This window comes from Streptomyces sp. GESEQ-4 (assembly GCF_017948455.1).
In the GTDB taxonomy this organism is placed as follows: Bacteria; Actinomycetota; Actinomycetes; order Streptomycetales; family Streptomycetaceae; genus Streptomyces.
On the sequence record NZ_JAFFSU010000005.1, the window covers coordinates 304,528 to 319,723 of the forward strand.

Consider the following 15,196-nt stretch of genomic DNA (forward strand, 5'->3'; position numbering starts at 1 on the left):
AATTGCTTGTGAATGTGAACGCGTTCACAAGCGTGTCCCAGTTCAACCCGAGATGTACGGAACAAGCGGGGCAAGCTGCCGCTGTGACCACGGCGACGTAAGGAGACTGACGACGTGGACCTGGCTCTGGCGCCGGAGACTTTGGCGCGATGGCAGTTCGGCATCACCACCGTCTACCACTTCCTGTTCGTCCCCCTGACAATCTCGCTGGCCGCCCTCACGGCCGGACTGCAGACCGCCTGGGTGCGCACGGAGAAGGAGAAGTACCTCAGGGCGACCAAGTTCTGGGGAAAGCTCTTCCTGATCAACATCGCGATGGGGGTGGTCACCGGCATCGTGCAGGAGTTCCAGTTCGGCATGAACTGGTCCGACTACTCCCGCTTCGTCGGTGACGTCTTCGGCGCCCCGCTCGCCTTTGAGGCCCTGATCGCGTTCTTCTTCGAGTCGACCTTCATCGGCCTGTGGATCTTCGGCTGGGACAAGCTGCCGAAGAAGATCCACCTGGCCTGCATGTGGATGGTCTCGATCGGCACGATCCTGTCCGCGTACTTCATCCTGGCGGCCAACTCCTGGATGCAGCACCCGGTCGGCTACAGGATCAACGAGGCGAAGGGGCGGGCCGAGCTCACCGACTTCTGGCTGGTGCTGACCCAGAACACCGCGCTCGCCCAGGCCTTCCACACACTCTCCGCCGCCTTCCTCACCGGCGGTGCCTTCATGGTCGGCATCTCCGCCTTCCATCTGCTCCGCAAGAAGCACATCCGTGAGATGAAGACCTCGCTGCGGCTCGGCCTGGTCACCGTCGCGATCGGCGGCCTGCTCACCGCTGTCAGCGGCGACACGCTCGGCAAGATCATGTACGAGCAGCAGCCGATGAAGATGGCCGCGGCCGAGGCGCTGTGGGACGGCGAGGCGCCGGCCCCCTTCTCGGTCTTCGCCTACGGCGATGTGGAGAAGGGCCACAACAAGGTCGCCATCGAGATCCCGGGCCTGCTGTCCTTCCTGGCCAAGGACGACTTCACCTCGTACGTCCCCGGCATCAACGACGTCCAGAAGGCCGAGCAGGAGCAGTTCGGGCCCGGCGACTACCGGCCCAACATCCCGGTCGCCTACTGGGGCTTCCGCTGGATGATCGGGTTCGGCATGACGTCCTTCACCATCGGCCTGATCGGACTGTGGCTGACCCGCAAGAAGTTCCTGCTGCCACGGCACCTGCGGGTGGGCGATGACGAGGTACCGCATCTCGTGCTGTTCCGGAAGAAGCCGCTCGGCCCGACGCTCACCAAGTGGTACTGGCGCATCGCCATCTGGACGCTGGCCTTCCCGCTGATCGCCAACTCCTGGGGCTGGATCTTCACCGAGATGGGACGCCAGCCATGGGTCGTCTACGGCGTCCTGCAGACCCGTGACGCGGTCTCCCCCGGCGTCTCCCAGGGCGAGGTCATCACCTCGATGATCGTCTTCACCAGTCTGTACGCGATTCTCGCCGTCATCGAGGTCAAGCTGCTCGCGAAGTACATCAAGGCCGGCCCGCCCGAGCTCACCGAGGCCGACCTGAACCCGCCCACGAAGATCGGCGGCGACCCCCGTGACGCCGACAAGCCGATGGCCTTCTCGTACTAGGCCGAGGGAGCTGCACAGTCATGGAACTTCACGACGTCTGGTTCGTCCTCATCGCCGTCCTGTGGACCGGCTACTTCTTCCTGGAGGGGTTCGACTTCGGGGTCGGCATCCTCACCAAGCTGCTGGCGCGGGACAGGCCCGAGCGGCGGGTGCTGATCAACACCATCGGACCCGTCTGGGACGGCAACGAGGTGTGGCTGCTCACGGCGGGCGGCGCGACCTTCGCCGCCTTCCCCGAGTGGTACGCCACGCTCTTCTCGGGCTTCTATCTGCCGCTGCTGCTCATCCTGGTCTGCCTTATCGTGCGAGGCGTCGCCTTCGAGTACAGGGCGAAGCGGCCCGAGGAGAACTGGCAGCGCAACTGGGAGACGGCGATCTTCTGGACCTCCCTGATCCCCGCGTTCCTGTGGGGAGTGGCCTTCGGCAACATCGTGGGGGGCGTGAAGATCGACCAGGACTTCAACTACGCCGGCACCGTCTTGGACCTGCTCAACCCGTACGCCCTGCTCGGCGGTCTGGTGACCCTGACCCTGTTCACCTTCCACGGTGCGGTGTTCACGGCACTCAAGACGGTCGGGGACATCCGGGTGCGGGCACGGAAACTGGCGCTGCGAGTCGGCCTCGTCACCGCTGTGTTGGCGTCCATCTTCCTGCTCTGGACGCAGGTCGACAGTGGTGACGGCCAGAGCCTGGTGGCCCTGATCGTGGCGGTCGCCTCGCTGGTCGCGGCGCTGATGGCGAATCAGGCGGGGCGTGAAGGCTGGTCGTTCGCCCTGTCCGGGATCACGATCGTGGCCACCGTGGCGATGCTCTTCCTGTCGCTCTTCCCGGACGTCATGCCGTCCTCCCTCAATGAGGACTGGAGCCTCACGGTCACGAACGCGTCGTCGAGCCCGTACACGCTGAAGATCATGACCTGGTGTGCGGCGATCGCGACGCCGATCGTGGTCCTCTACCAGTCGTGGACGTACTGGGTGTTCCGCAAGCGGATCGGTACGCAGCACATCGCCGGCGACGCTTCTGCCGGGGCAGCGCACTGAGTCCGAATTGGGGCATGTTTCACGTGAAACATGCCCCATGAGACCTCGTGAGAAGAGGGTGTGTTTCACGTGAAACCGATCGATCCGCGACTGCTCCGCTACGCCCGCGCCACCCGGCTCTTTCTCCTGGCCGTCGTCGGCCTGGGTGCTGTCGGAGCGGTGCTGGTCATCGCGCAGGCCATGCTCATCGCCGAGGTAGTGGTCGGCGCGTTCCAGCACAGGCTGTCGGTCGGTGAACTCAGCACTCCCCTGCTGCTGTTGGTGGCCGTCGCCCTCGTTCGCGCCACTGTCGCCTGGCTCACCGAGCTGGCCGCCCATCGGGCGAGCGCGGCGGTGAAATCGGAGCTGCGGGGGCGGCTGCTGGAACGGGCCGGGGCGTTGGGTCCTGGCTGGCTGAGCGGACAGCGGACCGGCTCGCTGGTCGCCCTTGCCACCCGTGGAGTCGACGCCCTCGACGACTACTTCTCGCGCTACCTACCGCAGTTGGGGTTGGCCGTCGTCGTCCCTGTAGCGGTGCTGGCCCGGATCGTCACCGAAGACTGGGTCTCTGCCGCGATCATCGTCGGCACCCTGCCCCTCATCCCGATCTTCATGATGCTGATCGGCTGGGCCACGCAGTCCCGGATGGACCGTCAGTGGCAGCTGCTGTCCCGGCTGTCCGGGCACTTCCTGGACGTCATCGCGGGGCTGCCCACCCTGAAGGTGTTCGGGCGGGCCAAGGCGCAGGCCGACTCGATCCGCCGCATCACAGGCGAGTACCGGCAGGCCACCATGCGCACCCTGCGGATCGCCTTCCTCTCCTCCTTCGCTCTGGAGTTGCTCGCCACGATCTCCGTGGCCCTGGTCGCGGTGACGATCGGTATGCGGCTCGTCCACGGCGAGATGGACCTCTACATCGGTCTGGTCATTCTGGTGCTCGCACCCGAGGCCTATCTGCCGCTGCGACAGGTGGGGGCGCAGTACCACGCGGCGGCGGAGGGGCTCGCGGCCGCCGAGGAGATCTTTGCGGTGCTGGAGACGCCGGTGCCGGCGTCGGGAACCGCGGCCGTGCCGACCGGGCCGGTGCGGTTCGAGGGCGTCACCGTCCGGTACCCCGGCCGGTCCATGGACGCCGTGTCCGAGGCGTCCTTCGCCGTCGAGTCCGGAGAGACGGTCGCACTCGTCGGGCCGAGCGGCGCGGGCAAGTCGACGCTGCTGCACGTCCTGCTGGGGTTCGTACGACCCACTGAGGGACGTGTGTTGCTCGGGGGAGTCGATCTCACCGAGGTCGACCTCGAGGAGTGGCGGTCGCGGATCGCTTGGGTGCCGCAACGGCCCCATCTGTACGCCGGGACGATCACCGAGAACGTACGGCTGGCGCGTCCCGACGCGGACGACGCAGACGTACGGCAGGCGCTTCGGGATGCGGGAGCCCTGCAGTTCGTGGACGCGCTGCCCCAGGGTCCGGACACCTTGCTCGGCGAGGACGGGGCCGGGCTGTCCGCCGGTCAGCGACAGCGGCTCGCGCTCGCCCGTGCCTTCCTCGCGGACCGGCCTGTGCTGATGCTCGACGAGCCGACGGCCGCGCTGGACGGGCAGACCGAGGGCGAGGTCGTGGAGGCGGTGCGGCGCCTGGCCGTGGGACGGACAGTGCTGCTCGTGGTGCATCGGCCGGCGTTGCTGAGCGTCGCGGATCGGGTCGTGCGGCTGGAAGAAGTCATGGCCTGCGCTTCTGTGGACGCGGAGGTCGTGTCCAAGGGAGCGGTGGCTCACCGCATCGAGGAAGCAGCGGCGGACGACCTCGTCGCTGAGCCGGAGCCGGAGGTCCCGACGACCGCCGGCGGCGTACTCGCCCGCGTCCGCGCCATGGCCCGCGCCCACCGCGGACGTCTCGCCCTCGCCCTGCTGCTCGGAAGCCTCGCTCTCGGGAGCGCCGTCGGGCTGATGGCCACCTCCGGATGGCTCATCTCTCGGGCCTCGCAGCAGCCGCCGGTGCTGTATCTAATGGTCGCGGTGACGGCGACACGGGCCTTCGGCATCGGGCGCGCCGTTTTCCGGTATGCCGAGCGGCTGGTGTCGCACGACGCCGTGCTGCGGATGCTGGCCGATACACGGGTCGCCGTGTACCGGCGGCTGGAGCGGCTGGCGCCCGCGGGACTGCGCCGGACCCGGCGGGGCGACCTGCTGTCGCGGCTCGTCTCCGACGTGGACGCACTGCAGGACTACTGGCTGCGCTGGCTGCTGCCCGCCGGTGCCGCCGTCGCCGTGTCCGCCGCCTCGGTCGGATTCACGGCCTGGCTGCTGCCCGAGGCCGGTGTCGCGCTCGCCGTCGGGCTGCTGGCGGCCGGAGCCGGTGTCCCGCTGCTCACCGGCGCCGTCGCCCGGCGAGCGGAGCGCAGACTGGCCCCCGCTCGTGGAGTGCTGGCGACCCGGGTGGCCGATCTGCTCACCGGTACCGCCGAGTTGACCGTCGCCGGCGCGCTGCCCGCACGTACCGCCGAGGTACGCCGGGCCGACGGCACGCTCACCCGGATCGCCTCGCGCGCCGCCACCGCCACCGCGCTCGGTGACGGGCTCACCGCGCTCGTCTCCGGCCTGACCGTCGCCGCCACCGCCCTCGTGGGCGCCCAGGCGGTCGCCGGCGGCCGTTTGGGTGGCATCGCGATGGCCGTCGTCGTCCTCACCCCGCTGGCCGCCTTCGAGGCCGTGCTCGGCATGCCGCTGGCCGTGCGGTTCCGGCAGCGGGTGCGCAGGAGCGCGGAGCGCGTGTACGACGTACTGGACGCGCCCGAGCCCGTACAAGAGCCGGAGCGGCCCCGGCAGGCGCCCGCGTCGCCGTTCCCGGTCGTCGTCAAGGCCCTGGCCGCCCGGCACACGGGGCAGGAGCGGGACGCCCTCGCCGGCCTCGACCTGACGCTGGCGGAGGGCCGCCGGATCGCCGTTGTCGGCCCGTCCGGGTCCGGCAAGACGACGCTCGCGCAGGTGCTGCTGCGCTTCCTGGACGCGGACGCGGGCTCTTACACGCTGGGCGGCGTGGATGCGGGCGCGCTGGACGGCGACGACGTACGGCGGCTCGTCGGACTGTGTGCCCAGGACGCGCACCTCTTCGACAGCTCGGTGCGCGAGAACCTGCTGCTCGCCAGGAAGGACGCCACCGAGGGCGAACTGCGCGACGCCCTGCAGCGGGCCCGGCTGCTGGACTGGGCCGACAGCCTGCCCGACGGACTCGACACCCTGGTCGGCGAGCACGGGGCGCGGCTGTCCGGCGGGCAGCGGCAGCGGCTCGCGCTGGCCCGTGCACTGCTCGCCGACTTCCCGGTCCTGGTGCTCGACGAGCCCGCCGAGCATCTCGACCTGCCGACGGCGGACGCGCTCACCGCCGATCTGCTGGCCGCCACCGAGGGTCGTACGACACTGCTCATCACGCATCGGCTGGTCGGTCTGGAGACGGTGGACGAGGTGATCGTGCTGGAGGAGGGGCACGTGGCGCAGCGGGGCACGTATGCGGAGCTGGCCGTGGTGGAAGGGCCGCTGCGGAGGATGGCGGAGCGGGAGGCGGAGTCGGAGCTGCTGGTCGGCGTGCACTAGCGGAGAGCTGCTCCGCCGGCGGCGGTACGACGGTGGCCCCGCGCTGAGAGGCCGCTGCCCCGGTTGTGCGCAGGCCGGTGTGCTCCGTACGCAGCAACGCGTCCCCCATGCGTACGACGTGAACAGGCCCACAGCCGCGGCAGGGCGTCACGATCGCTGACATGCGCTCATCTCGCCGCCATCCGCTGGTCGTTCTGGTGCTGCTGTGCGCACTCGCCGTCCTCGTGGCCCGCCCCACCGGCGCCGCGGACCACGCGACGGGCGACGGTCCCTCCGGGGTCAGCGCTCAGGTGGCGCGGCTGTACGAGGAAGCGGCGGTGGCGACGCGGCAGTACGAGGCGGTGCGGCAGAAGGCCGAGGCGCAACGGGCCAAAGCCGAACGGTACGAGGCGCTCCTCGACCGCGAGCGGCGGGAGATCGCCGTGCTCCACAAGGGCCTGGGCCGTATCGCACGCGCCCAGTACCGCACGGGCGGCGGGGTGCCGCTGACCGCGCAGATCATCCTCGCCGACAGCCCGGACGAGCTGATGCGCGGTCAGCGCGTCTTCTCGCAAGCGCAACTTGCCGTCGGCAACGCCCTCGACAAGAGCCGCCGGGCCGAGACGCGGCTGGCCGCGGACGAGGCCACGGCAGAGGCGGCATGGCAGGACCTGGAGCGACGCAACGCCCAACTCGCGCAGTTGAAGAAGGACATCGAGCGGAAGCTGGACGAGGCGCGGCGACAGTTGCAGGGCCAGGCGGACGCGTCGGTCGCCGCGGGCAGCTGCGGTGGTGCCGCCCGGATCGACCAGCCACAGGTGAGCGGCACGCGCGCGTGGGTCGCGCCCGTGGAGACGTACGAGATGTCCGCGAGCTTCGGCAGCGGCGGAGAGCGGTGGGCGCACCGGCACACCGGGCAGGACTTCGCGGTGCCGATCGGCACGCCGGTCCGGTCGGTCGGCACGGGACGCGTCGTCAGGGTGTCGTGCGGCGGCGCCTTCGGCATGCAGGTCGTGATCGGGCATCCCGGCGGCTACTACTCGCAGTACGGGCACCTCGCGTCCGTCACCGTCGACCAGGGCGAGCGAGTCTCCCCCGGGCAGTGGATCGGGCAGTCCGGCAGCACCGGCAACTCCACCGGCCCGCATCTGCACTTCGAGGTACGGATCACACCGGAACTCGGGTCGTCGGTTGATCCGGTGCCGTGGCTGGAAGCGCGCGGGGTCCGGCTGTGATCGCCGCTCGCGCGGAGCGCACGTAAGGGGCGTGCGCCTGGACGACGCCTGTTACAGCCGACGCCTGTTTACAGCCGCTCCGCCAGCATCTGCTCGATCACGACCGCCACCCCGTCCTCGTTGTTGGCGACCGTCCGCCCCGACGCGGCCGCGATCACATCCGGGTGTGCGTTGCCCATCGCATACGACTGCCCCGCCCAGGTGAGCATCTCGACGTCGTTCGGCATGTCACCGAACGCGACGACCTCCTCGTGCGAGATACCGCGCTCGGCACAGCACAGAGCGAGCGTGCTGGCCTTGGAGACGCCCGGGCCGCTGAGTTCCAGCAGGGCGCTGGGGCTGGACCGGGTGACGTTGGCACGGTCGCCGACAGCGAGGCGGGCGAGGCTCAGGAAAGCATCCGGATCGATCTCGGGGTGGTACGCGAGGATCTTGAGGACCGGCTCATCGGCACCGGGACCGCCCGCGGCCAGCAGTTGCTCGGCCGGCGCCAGGTTGTCCGGGACCTCCATGTGCAGCTTCGGATAGTCCGGCTCCTGGTGGAAGCCATACGTCTGCTCGACCGCGTACACCGTGCCGGGCGCCGCCTCACGCAGCAGTCGTACGGCGTCCAGCGCGTCGGGCCGCGTCAGCTCCCGCACCTTCACGAACCGGTGGGCGCCCGGGCCGCCGTGCAGGTCGACCACCGCGGCGCCGTTTCCGCAGATCGCCAGCCCGTGGCCATGGACGTGGTCACTGACGACGTCCATCCAGCGGGCCGGGCGGCCGGTGACGAAGAAGACCTCGATGCCCGCCTCCTCGGCGGCGGCCAGAGCGGCGACCGTACGCGGCGAGACCGACTTGTCGTCGCGCAGCAGGGTGCCGTCGAGATCGGTCGCGATCAGGCGCGGCGGGACGGTGGTGGCCGGGGTCTCGGGCTGTCTGGTCGCTGAGGTCACCCGGCCATTCTCCCGCATATGCCTGCACGGCCGTGCGGGACTCCGCACATGTGAGTGGTGATGGCTCTCACCTGCACCCTTGCGCCCCTGCGCCCCTGCGCCCACGAGCCCTCGCTGTCGCGGCGACGGCTCAGCTGAGCTGTGCGGGCGCCTCCATGGCGATCTGCTCGAAGACCTTCTCGTCGGCGGCGAAATCCGAGTCGGGGATCGGCCAGTGGACCACGATCTCCGTGAAGCCCAGTTCCAGGTGCCGGCCCGCGAAGTCCACGAACGCGTCGAGCGACTGCAGCGGGCGGCCACGGTCCGGTGTGAAACCGGTGAGCAGGATCTTGTCCAGCCCGGACGCGTCACGGCCGAGGACGGCGCATGCGTCGGCGAGCTTCTCCACCTGTCCACGAATGGCTTGAATCGACTGTTCAGGAGTGCCGTTCTCGTACAACTTGGGGTCGCCGGTGGTCACCCAGGCCTGCCCGTGCCGGGCGGCGAGCCGCAGCCCACGCGGCCCGGTGGCGGCCACCGCGAACGGCAGCCGGGGCCGCTGCACACAGCCCGGGATGTTGCGCGCCTCGTGCGCCGCGTAGAAGTCGCCCTCGTACGACACCGTGTCCTCGGTCAGCAGCCGGTCGAGCAGCGGTACGAACTCGGCGAACCGGTCGGCACGCTCGCGCGGCGTCCACGGCTCCTGGCCGAGCGCGGTGGCGTCGAAGCCGGTACCGCCGGCACCGATGCCGAGCGTGACGCGCCCACCCGAGATGTCGTCGAGGGAGATCAGCTCCTTGGCGAGAGTCACCGGGTGCCGGAAGTTCGGCGAGGTGACCAGGGTGCCCAGCCGCAGTCGATCGGTCACGGCCGCGGCGGCGGTCAGCGTGGGCACGGCACCGAACCAGGGGCCGTCCCGGAAGCTGCGCCAGGACAGATGGTCGTAGGTGTACCCGGTGTGGAAGCCGAGCTGCTCAGCGCGCTGCCATGCCGAACGGCCGCCTTCGTGCCAGCGGCGGTAGGGGAGGATCACAGTGCTCAGACGCAGACTCATGCGTCGAGCCTAAGCGGCCGACGGGGTTTCACGTGAAACGGTCATCGCACACGGCTGCTCAGCCACGGCGGGAGGGAGATCATCTCCGTCCACTCCTTGTGCACACGGTCTCCGGGCAGCGGCACGACCAGGCGGTAGCCGGGCGGGAAGCGGCGCGCGGTGACGTACGCGAGCCCACCGAAGACGGAGCGGAGAAAGGCCGGGACGTCGTCGCGCGGGATGTCGGGGCACTCGACGCCCTCGACCGTGATCAGCGCGTCGTCCTCGGGGTAGAGGCGGACACTCACCTGGGGCGAGCCGCCGAACTCGACGTAGGCTCGTGGGGCAGGGAGCCGTCCGGGTCGGTGGTGACGCCTATGCCCGCCGCCGTGCGGCGCGAGGTCTGGTCGGCGCCGATGTCATGGCTCACCTCGATCTCGCGCGCGTACTCGGCGGCGATCTCTCGGAGCACGGTGACGGCGGCCTCGGTGCTGGGGAGGTGGTCCATACCACTGATCATGCCGGAAGAGAGTTCAGTGGCGCTCGGGAAACCTCACGTACTCCGGTGGCACGGCCTTCGTCAGCCACACCCCGTTCGCGCTCACCTGGAAGACATGGCCGTCCCGGTGCATGGCACCGGCGTCCACGGCCAGGACGACGGGGCGGCCGCGCCGGGCGCCGACGCGGGTCGCGGTCTCACGGTCGGCCGAGAGATGCACGTCGTGCCGGTTCATCGGGTGGAGCCCCTCGGCGCGGATCGCGTCCAGGTTCCGGGCCACGGTCCCGTGGTACAGGTACGGCGGCGGGGTGGCCGGGGGGAGTCCGAGGTCGACCTCGACGCTGTGGCCCTGGCTGGCGCGGATCCGCGAGCCTTCGATCTCGAAGCGTTTCTTGTCGTTGGCGGCGACCACGTGGTCCAGCTCGTCCCGCGTGAAACGGAAGCCGTGCGCGGCTGCCGCGGCCATCAGCGTCTCGATCTCGACCCAGCCGCCCTCGTCGAGTACGAGCCCGATCCGCTCGGGCTGATGACGCAGATGCTTGGAGAGGTACTTCGACACCTTCACGGTGCGTCTTTCATCCATGCCTTCAGGGTGCCGCGAGAGACGTGGATCACGCGAATGAATTGACTCCGGATGTTTGATCCACAGCCAAGTCAGGTTATCCACAGGGGAATTGGCGACTCTGTGGACAACGAGCCATCGATTCAAGGGGTTTGGTCAACATCAGCTGCCGGGGCACCACTTGCAGCGAGATCGTCCAAGACGCGGGCCCGCACCTCGCGTTCGGCGGCCAGCGCGATGAACTCGGCTGCCTTCCCCGGACCAACGAGCTTCTCCACGGCCCGCATTGTCTCTGCCGGAATCGTCACGGACCGTGTCTCATCGCTCTTGTGCGGAGCCTCGCCCGTGCCGAGGTGCTCCCGCAGGTGCCGCACTGCGAACAGGCGCATCGCGCGGGCGAGTTCGGCGTCCACGGACTGGCGGGCGAGCGGCCGCAGACGTCGTACGAGCGAGGCCGCCTCGGCGGCGTCCGCGTCGGTCGGACGGTGTGGTCCGTCCAGGTAGCGGGCGAAGATGTGCTCCGTGGTGAACTCCAGGAAACGGGCCGCGATGTGCTCGACCTGGCCCCTCAACTCCCGTAGATGTCCTGAGATCGCGGACAGGGGAACCCCCGCCGCGTGCAACTCGGCGGCCACGGCGAGCTCTTGGGGGCTGGGCACGAGGAACGAGTCGTCGTCGCCCGGCACCGGCTCCAACACACCGAGTGCGACCGCGTCGGCGACCGCCGCGTCGTCCGGAGAGCCGCCGAACCGCTCGTCCAGCTCGGCGCGAGAGATCCGTACCGCCTCCTCGTCGGTCCACGGACCGTCGACCTCGGCGACCAGCCCGAGCACGCCGCCGAGGCCCCGCCCGGCGTCCCAGGCCTCCAGGAGCTCCTTGATGGAGGCCAGGGTGTAGCCGCGGTCCAGGAGATCGGCGATCTGGCGCAGACGGGCGAGATGCGCGTCGCCGTACACGTTCGCCCGGCCACGGCGCTCGGGGCGGGGGAGCAGGCCGCGGTCCTGGTAGGCACGGATGGTGCGGACCGTGGCGCCGCTGAGATGCGCGAGGTCATCGATCCGGTAGGCGGGCGCGGTCCCCGCCCCGGCTGCGGCGCGCAGCCCCGGGATTCCGGCACCCTCCCCGCTCATGCCGCGGCCCTCGCCGCCGGTGACCTCCGCAGATACTCGACCGCCCGGCTCAGCGACCCTTCCTGCGAGGGGTGGTACGACCGCTTGAAGTAGCGGGGTATCGCGGCACCCAGCTCCCGCCACGTCGGCAGCAGGCCCTTGCGGACAGCCGCGTTGTGTCCGGCGAGGGAGTAGCGCAGGCGGCCGGCGAGCTGCGGATCCTGACGTATCAGGTACGCCGTGCCCCATACCCACAGGTAGAGCATCACCGGCGCGGTGACGGCCATAGCGGCGAGGCGGCGGGCGTAGCGGGGCATGCGGGCGCCGCCGCAGTGCTGGTACATGTCGAAGGCGACCGCGCGGTGCTCGACCTCCTCAGCGCCGTGCCAGCGCAGCAGATCGAGCATGACCTCGTCGGCGTCGGCCCGGTCCAGGGCGTCGGCGGCCAGCACCCAGTCGCCGAGCACCGCCGTGAACTGCTCGATCGCCGCGACGACGGCCAGCCGCCAGCGCAGCCACTCCGGCTGCGGTATGGGTGCGCCGAGCGGTGGGCGCTCGCCGAGCAGCCGCTCGAAGAGGAAGTCGACGTACTTGGTGAACTCCGCCGTGTCCAGCTGCTGTGCCTCGAGATGGTCGAGCACATGCGCGTGCTGCACGCTGTGGGTGGCCTCTTGGCCCATGAACCCCTTGACGTCCGCCAGGAGTTCGGGATCCCGCACCAGCGGCAGACCCTCCTTGAAGACCTTCACGAACCACCGCTCCCCCGCCGGCAGCAGCAGATGCAGCACGTTGATGACGTGGGTCGCGGTCGGCTCGCCGGGGATCCAGTGCAGGGGTGTGCGGGTCCAGTCGAAGGACACGCGGCGTGGAGTGATGGCGTACCGGTGATCGCTCATAGCGGTGGCTCCAGCCGGGCGACGGCCCGCAGTGCGCGGGGCGTGAACCGGGACATGAGGTGGGCGCCGCGCGCCTCGGGTGTCACCGGGACGACGGCCTGGTTCTTCACCACCGCCCGCAGGATCGCGTCGGCGACCTTCTCTGGTGGGTAGTTCCGCAGCCCGTACAGACGGGCGGTCTTCTTCTGGCGCCGCTTCTCCTCGGCGGCGTCGACCCCGGCGAAGCGCGCGGTCGAGGTGATGTTGGTGTTGACGAAGCCGGGGCAGATCGCCGTCACGCCGATGCCCTGTCCGGCCAGCTCCGCGCGCAGGCACTGGCTCAGCATCAGCACGGCCGCCTTGGAGGTGCTGTAGGCGGGCAGCGCCTTGGAGGGCTGGTACGCCGCCGCCGACGCGGTGTTGACGATGTGGCCGCCCTGTCCGCGCTCGGCCATCTGCTTCCCGAAGAGGCGGCAGCCGTGGATCACGCCCCACAGGTTGACGTCGAGGACCTTCTTCCAGTCCTCCGGGCTGGTGTTGAGGAAGGAGCCGGACAGGCCGATCCCGGCGTTGTTCACCAGCACGTCCACCACGCCGTACTCGGAGGCGACCTTCTCGGCGAGCTTCTCCATGGCCTGCTCGTCACAGACGTCGACGGTCTCCGCCCACGCCTCGGGGGCGCCGATCAGCCGGGACAGCTCGGCGGTGCGTGCCGCGGCCTCCGCGTCCCGGTCGACGGCCACCACGCGCGCGCCCGCCTCGGCGAACGCGAACGCCGTGGCCCGTCCGATGCCGCTGCCCGCGCCGGTGACCAGGACGAGCTGCCCGCCGAACCGGTCGGCGTGCCTGCCCGTGGCGCTCATCCGCGGTCTGCCGCCCTCGACGGCGGTCACGAACTCGGAGATCCACGCCGTCAGTTGGTCGGGCCGGGAACGCGGGATCCAGTGCTTGGCGGGGAGCGTGCGGCGGGTCAACTGCGGAACCCACTCCTCCAGTCCGTCGTACAGCTTCTCCGACAAGAACGCGTCCCCCAGGGGCGTGATGAGCTGAACGGGCGCGTGCGCGTAGGCGTCCGTGCGGGGCCTGCGCAGCCTCGGTCGTACGTTGTCCCGGTAGAGCCATGCCCCGTGGGCCGCGTCCCTGGGGAGCGAGGAGGTCGGGTAGCCGTCGCCGGGTACGCGCTCGACGCGTTCCAGAATGCTTGGCCAGCTCTTGCCGAGGGGGCCGCGCCAGGCCAGTTCGGGCAGGACCGGCGTGTGCAGCAGATACACGTACCAGGACTTGGCGCCCTGGCCCAGCAATTGGCCCACCCGGCGCGGGGTGGGGCGCTTCACGCGCGCGTGGATCCAGTGCCCGAAATGGTCCAGGGACGGCCCGGACATCGAGGTGAAGGACGCGATGCGTCCCTCGGTGCGCTGGACGGTGACGAACTCCCAGGACTGCACCGAGCCCCAGTCGTGCCCCACCAGATGCACCGGCCGGTCCGGGCTGACCGCGTCCACGACCGCCAGGAAGTCGTCCGTCAGCTTCTCCAGCGTGAACCCGCCGCGCAGCGGCCGCGGTGCCGTGGACCGGCCGTGGCCCCGGACGTCGTACGCCACGACATGGAAGCGGTCGGCGAGGCCGGCGGCGACCTCGGACCACACCTCCTTGCTGTCGGGGTAGCCGTGCACGAGGACGACCGTCGGCCGGTCCGGGTCCCCCAGCTCGGCGACGCAGAGCTCGACCCCGCCGGTCCGCACGCGGCGCTCCCGCGCCCCCTTCAGCACCGTCACCTGTCCTCCGCCCAGCGCCGCACATGCGGCAGATCGTCGTCCAGCCAGAAGGCGCTCTCCTCGAGGTCCTTGGAGTCGGTGACGACCAGGATCTCCTCGAACTTCGCGCCCGTACCCCGGAAGCCGAGATGGGGTTCGACCGCCCACAGGCCCGGCTGCGGCGGGTGGTCGGAGAAGCGGTACGGCGACCACAGCGGCGACCAGCCCTCGCGGTGGCCGTGCAGCGCGTCGCTCGCCAGGCCCTTCAGGGACTGGGTGCCGAACCCGAACACATGCGGCGACCAGCGCCGCTCCTTGACCCGGTCCACCTTGTGGGCGATCACGCCGAACGGGTAGGCGCGGTGCCGGTTGGCGTAGCCCTGGCGGGCCATGAGCCGGTCCACGTCCTCGTAGATCTCCTTGAGCGGGCGGCGCTCGCGCACCTCGCGCAGGATCAGCTCACGGTGCGCTTCCAGGTCGGCCATCAGCTTGTCCTGCACGGGGTTGAGGCCGAGCGAGCCGGAGTAGCCGATGTCCGCCGTGCAGCCCTCGAAGACCGGGGCCATGTCCAGGATGAACGGCATCCCGGGCTCGAGCCGGCGGTTGGTGGGGAAGAACTGCAGCGGAACGCGGAAGTTCACGAACGCCGTGCGGTCGCCGAACCAGGCGAAGGGCAGATGGAACCAGTCCCGCACACCCCGCTCACGCAGCCACTCGCGCTGCATCCGCGCCGCCTCACGCTCGGTCACCCCCGGCTGCAACCGGGCCGCGACCGCCTCCGCGCACTCGTACGCCAGACGCTGCACCTTCCGGAACTTCCGCAGCTCCGCGGCGCGTTCATCTGCAACAGCCGTCGTCATCCGACACCGCCCACCCTGTCCACGCTGACCGCGGTACGTGTCCGTAACTTGACACTGGCGAATGTGACAGTTGTTGGAGGCTGCGTCAATAGGCCTGTGTTCGACCTCAGGGTGACCCTTAGGGCCCCGTAATACTCGAGAGG

Annotated in this window: 11 protein-coding genes and 1 pseudogene; 4 read left to right on the plus strand and 8 right to left on the minus strand. The window is 70.1% G+C overall.

Features of this window, described 5'->3' with window-relative positions; translation table 11 throughout:
* Positions 1-114 precede the first annotated feature (114 nt).
* The 4 genes from KCH48_RS13470 (at position 115) to KCH48_RS13485 (ending at position 7,444) form a co-directional block, all read left to right on the plus strand.
* Positions 115-1,623, plus strand: a complete 1,509-nt coding sequence (locus KCH48_RS13470; protein ID WP_210573575.1) for a cytochrome ubiquinol oxidase subunit I — start codon at positions 115-117, stop codon at positions 1,621-1,623.
* 20 nt (positions 1,624-1,643) lie between these two features.
* The gene (cydB, locus tag KCH48_RS13475) at positions 1,644-2,663 is read left to right on the plus strand and encodes a cytochrome d ubiquinol oxidase subunit II (RefSeq protein WP_210573577.1); all 1,020 of its coding nucleotides are present in this window, start codon (positions 1,644-1,646) and stop codon (positions 2,661-2,663) included.
* Positions 2,664-2,732: 69 nt separating this feature from the next.
* Entirely contained in the window at positions 2,733-6,230 is a 3,498-nt protein-coding gene (gene cydD / locus KCH48_RS13480) for a thiol reductant ABC exporter subunit CydD (RefSeq protein ID WP_210573588.1), read from the plus strand.
* A 161-nt stretch (positions 6,231-6,391) separates the two neighbouring features.
* The gene (locus tag KCH48_RS13485; RefSeq protein ID WP_210573591.1) at positions 6,392-7,444 is read left to right on the plus strand and encodes a M23 family metallopeptidase; all 1,053 of its coding nucleotides are present in this window, start codon (positions 6,392-6,394) and stop codon (positions 7,442-7,444) included.
* A gap of 68 nt (positions 7,445-7,512) precedes the next feature.
* Here KCH48_RS13485 and KCH48_RS13490 read toward each other — a convergent pair whose 3' ends face one another.
* The 8 genes and pseudogenes from KCH48_RS13490 to KCH48_RS13525 all read right to left on the minus strand — a co-directional run bounded on the left by KCH48_RS13490 (position 7,513) and on the right by KCH48_RS13525 (position 15,053).
* A complete protein-coding gene (locus KCH48_RS13490) occupies positions 7,513-8,400 on the minus strand; it encodes an HAD-IIB family hydrolase (protein ID WP_210573599.1) in 888 nt (295 codons plus the stop codon).
* A gap of 112 nt (positions 8,401-8,512) precedes the next feature.
* A complete protein-coding gene (locus tag KCH48_RS13495) occupies positions 8,513-9,415 on the minus strand; it encodes an LLM class flavin-dependent oxidoreductase (RefSeq protein WP_210573606.1) in 903 nt (300 codons plus the stop codon).
* Between the two features lie 41 nt (positions 9,416-9,456).
* Positions 9,457-9,914: pseudogene (locus tag KCH48_RS13500) on the minus strand (hypothetical protein).
* 13 nt (positions 9,915-9,927) lie between these two features.
* Positions 9,928-10,476 (minus strand): RNA 2'-phosphotransferase, encoded by a 549-nt coding sequence (locus tag KCH48_RS13505; RefSeq protein ID WP_210573613.1) that lies wholly within the window; start codon positions 10,474-10,476, stop codon positions 9,928-9,930.
* Between the two features lie 122 nt (positions 10,477-10,598).
* Positions 10,599-11,585 (minus strand): MerR family transcriptional regulator, encoded by a 987-nt coding sequence (locus KCH48_RS13510; protein WP_210573614.1) that lies wholly within the window; start codon positions 11,583-11,585, stop codon positions 10,599-10,601.
* A complete protein-coding gene (locus tag KCH48_RS13515) occupies positions 11,582-12,460 on the minus strand; it encodes a metal-dependent hydrolase (protein WP_210573616.1) in 879 nt (292 codons plus the stop codon). The genes KCH48_RS13510 and KCH48_RS13515 overlap by 4 nt, the downstream gene beginning before the upstream one ends.
* Complete coding sequence (locus tag KCH48_RS13520; RefSeq protein WP_210573618.1) at positions 12,457-14,214, minus strand: SDR family oxidoreductase; 1,758 nt, start codon at positions 14,212-14,214, stop codon at positions 12,457-12,459. Before KCH48_RS13520 ends, KCH48_RS13515 begins: the two co-directional genes overlap by 4 nt.
* Entirely contained in the window at positions 14,211-15,053 is an 843-nt protein-coding gene (locus KCH48_RS13525; protein WP_210573620.1) for a M24 family metallopeptidase, read from the minus strand. Before KCH48_RS13525 ends, KCH48_RS13520 begins: the two co-directional genes overlap by 4 nt.
* Positions 15,054-15,196: the final 143 nt, after the last annotated feature.

Excerpts from the sequence above, each read along its gene's own strand:
- cydB (WP_210573577.1), top strand. The coding sequence starts at position 1,644 with ATGGAACTTCACGACGTCTGGTTCGTCCTCATCGCCGTCCTGTGGACC.
- KCH48_RS13485 (WP_210573591.1), top strand. The coding sequence starts at position 6,392 with ATGCGCTCATCTCGCCGCCATCCGCTGGTCGTTCTGGTGCTGCTGTGC.
- KCH48_RS13490 (WP_210573599.1), bottom strand. The coding sequence starts at position 8,400 with ATGCGGGAGAATGGCCGGGTGACCTCAGCGACCAGACAGCCCGAGACC.
- KCH48_RS13495 (WP_210573606.1), bottom strand. The coding sequence starts at position 9,415 with ATGAGTCTGCGTCTGAGCACTGTGATCCTCCCCTACCGCCGCTGGCAC.
- KCH48_RS13505 (WP_210573613.1), bottom strand. The coding sequence starts at position 10,476 with ATGGATGAAAGACGCACCGTGAAGGTGTCGAAGTACCTCTCCAAGCAT.
- KCH48_RS13510 (WP_210573614.1), bottom strand. The coding sequence starts at position 11,585 with ATGAGCGGGGAGGGTGCCGGAATCCCGGGGCTGCGCGCCGCAGCCGGG.
- KCH48_RS13515 (WP_210573616.1), bottom strand. The coding sequence starts at position 12,460 with ATGAGCGATCACCGGTACGCCATCACTCCACGCCGCGTGTCCTTCGAC.
- KCH48_RS13525 (WP_210573620.1), bottom strand. The coding sequence starts at position 15,053 with ATGACGACGGCTGTTGCAGATGAACGCGCCGCGGAGCTGCGGAAGTTC.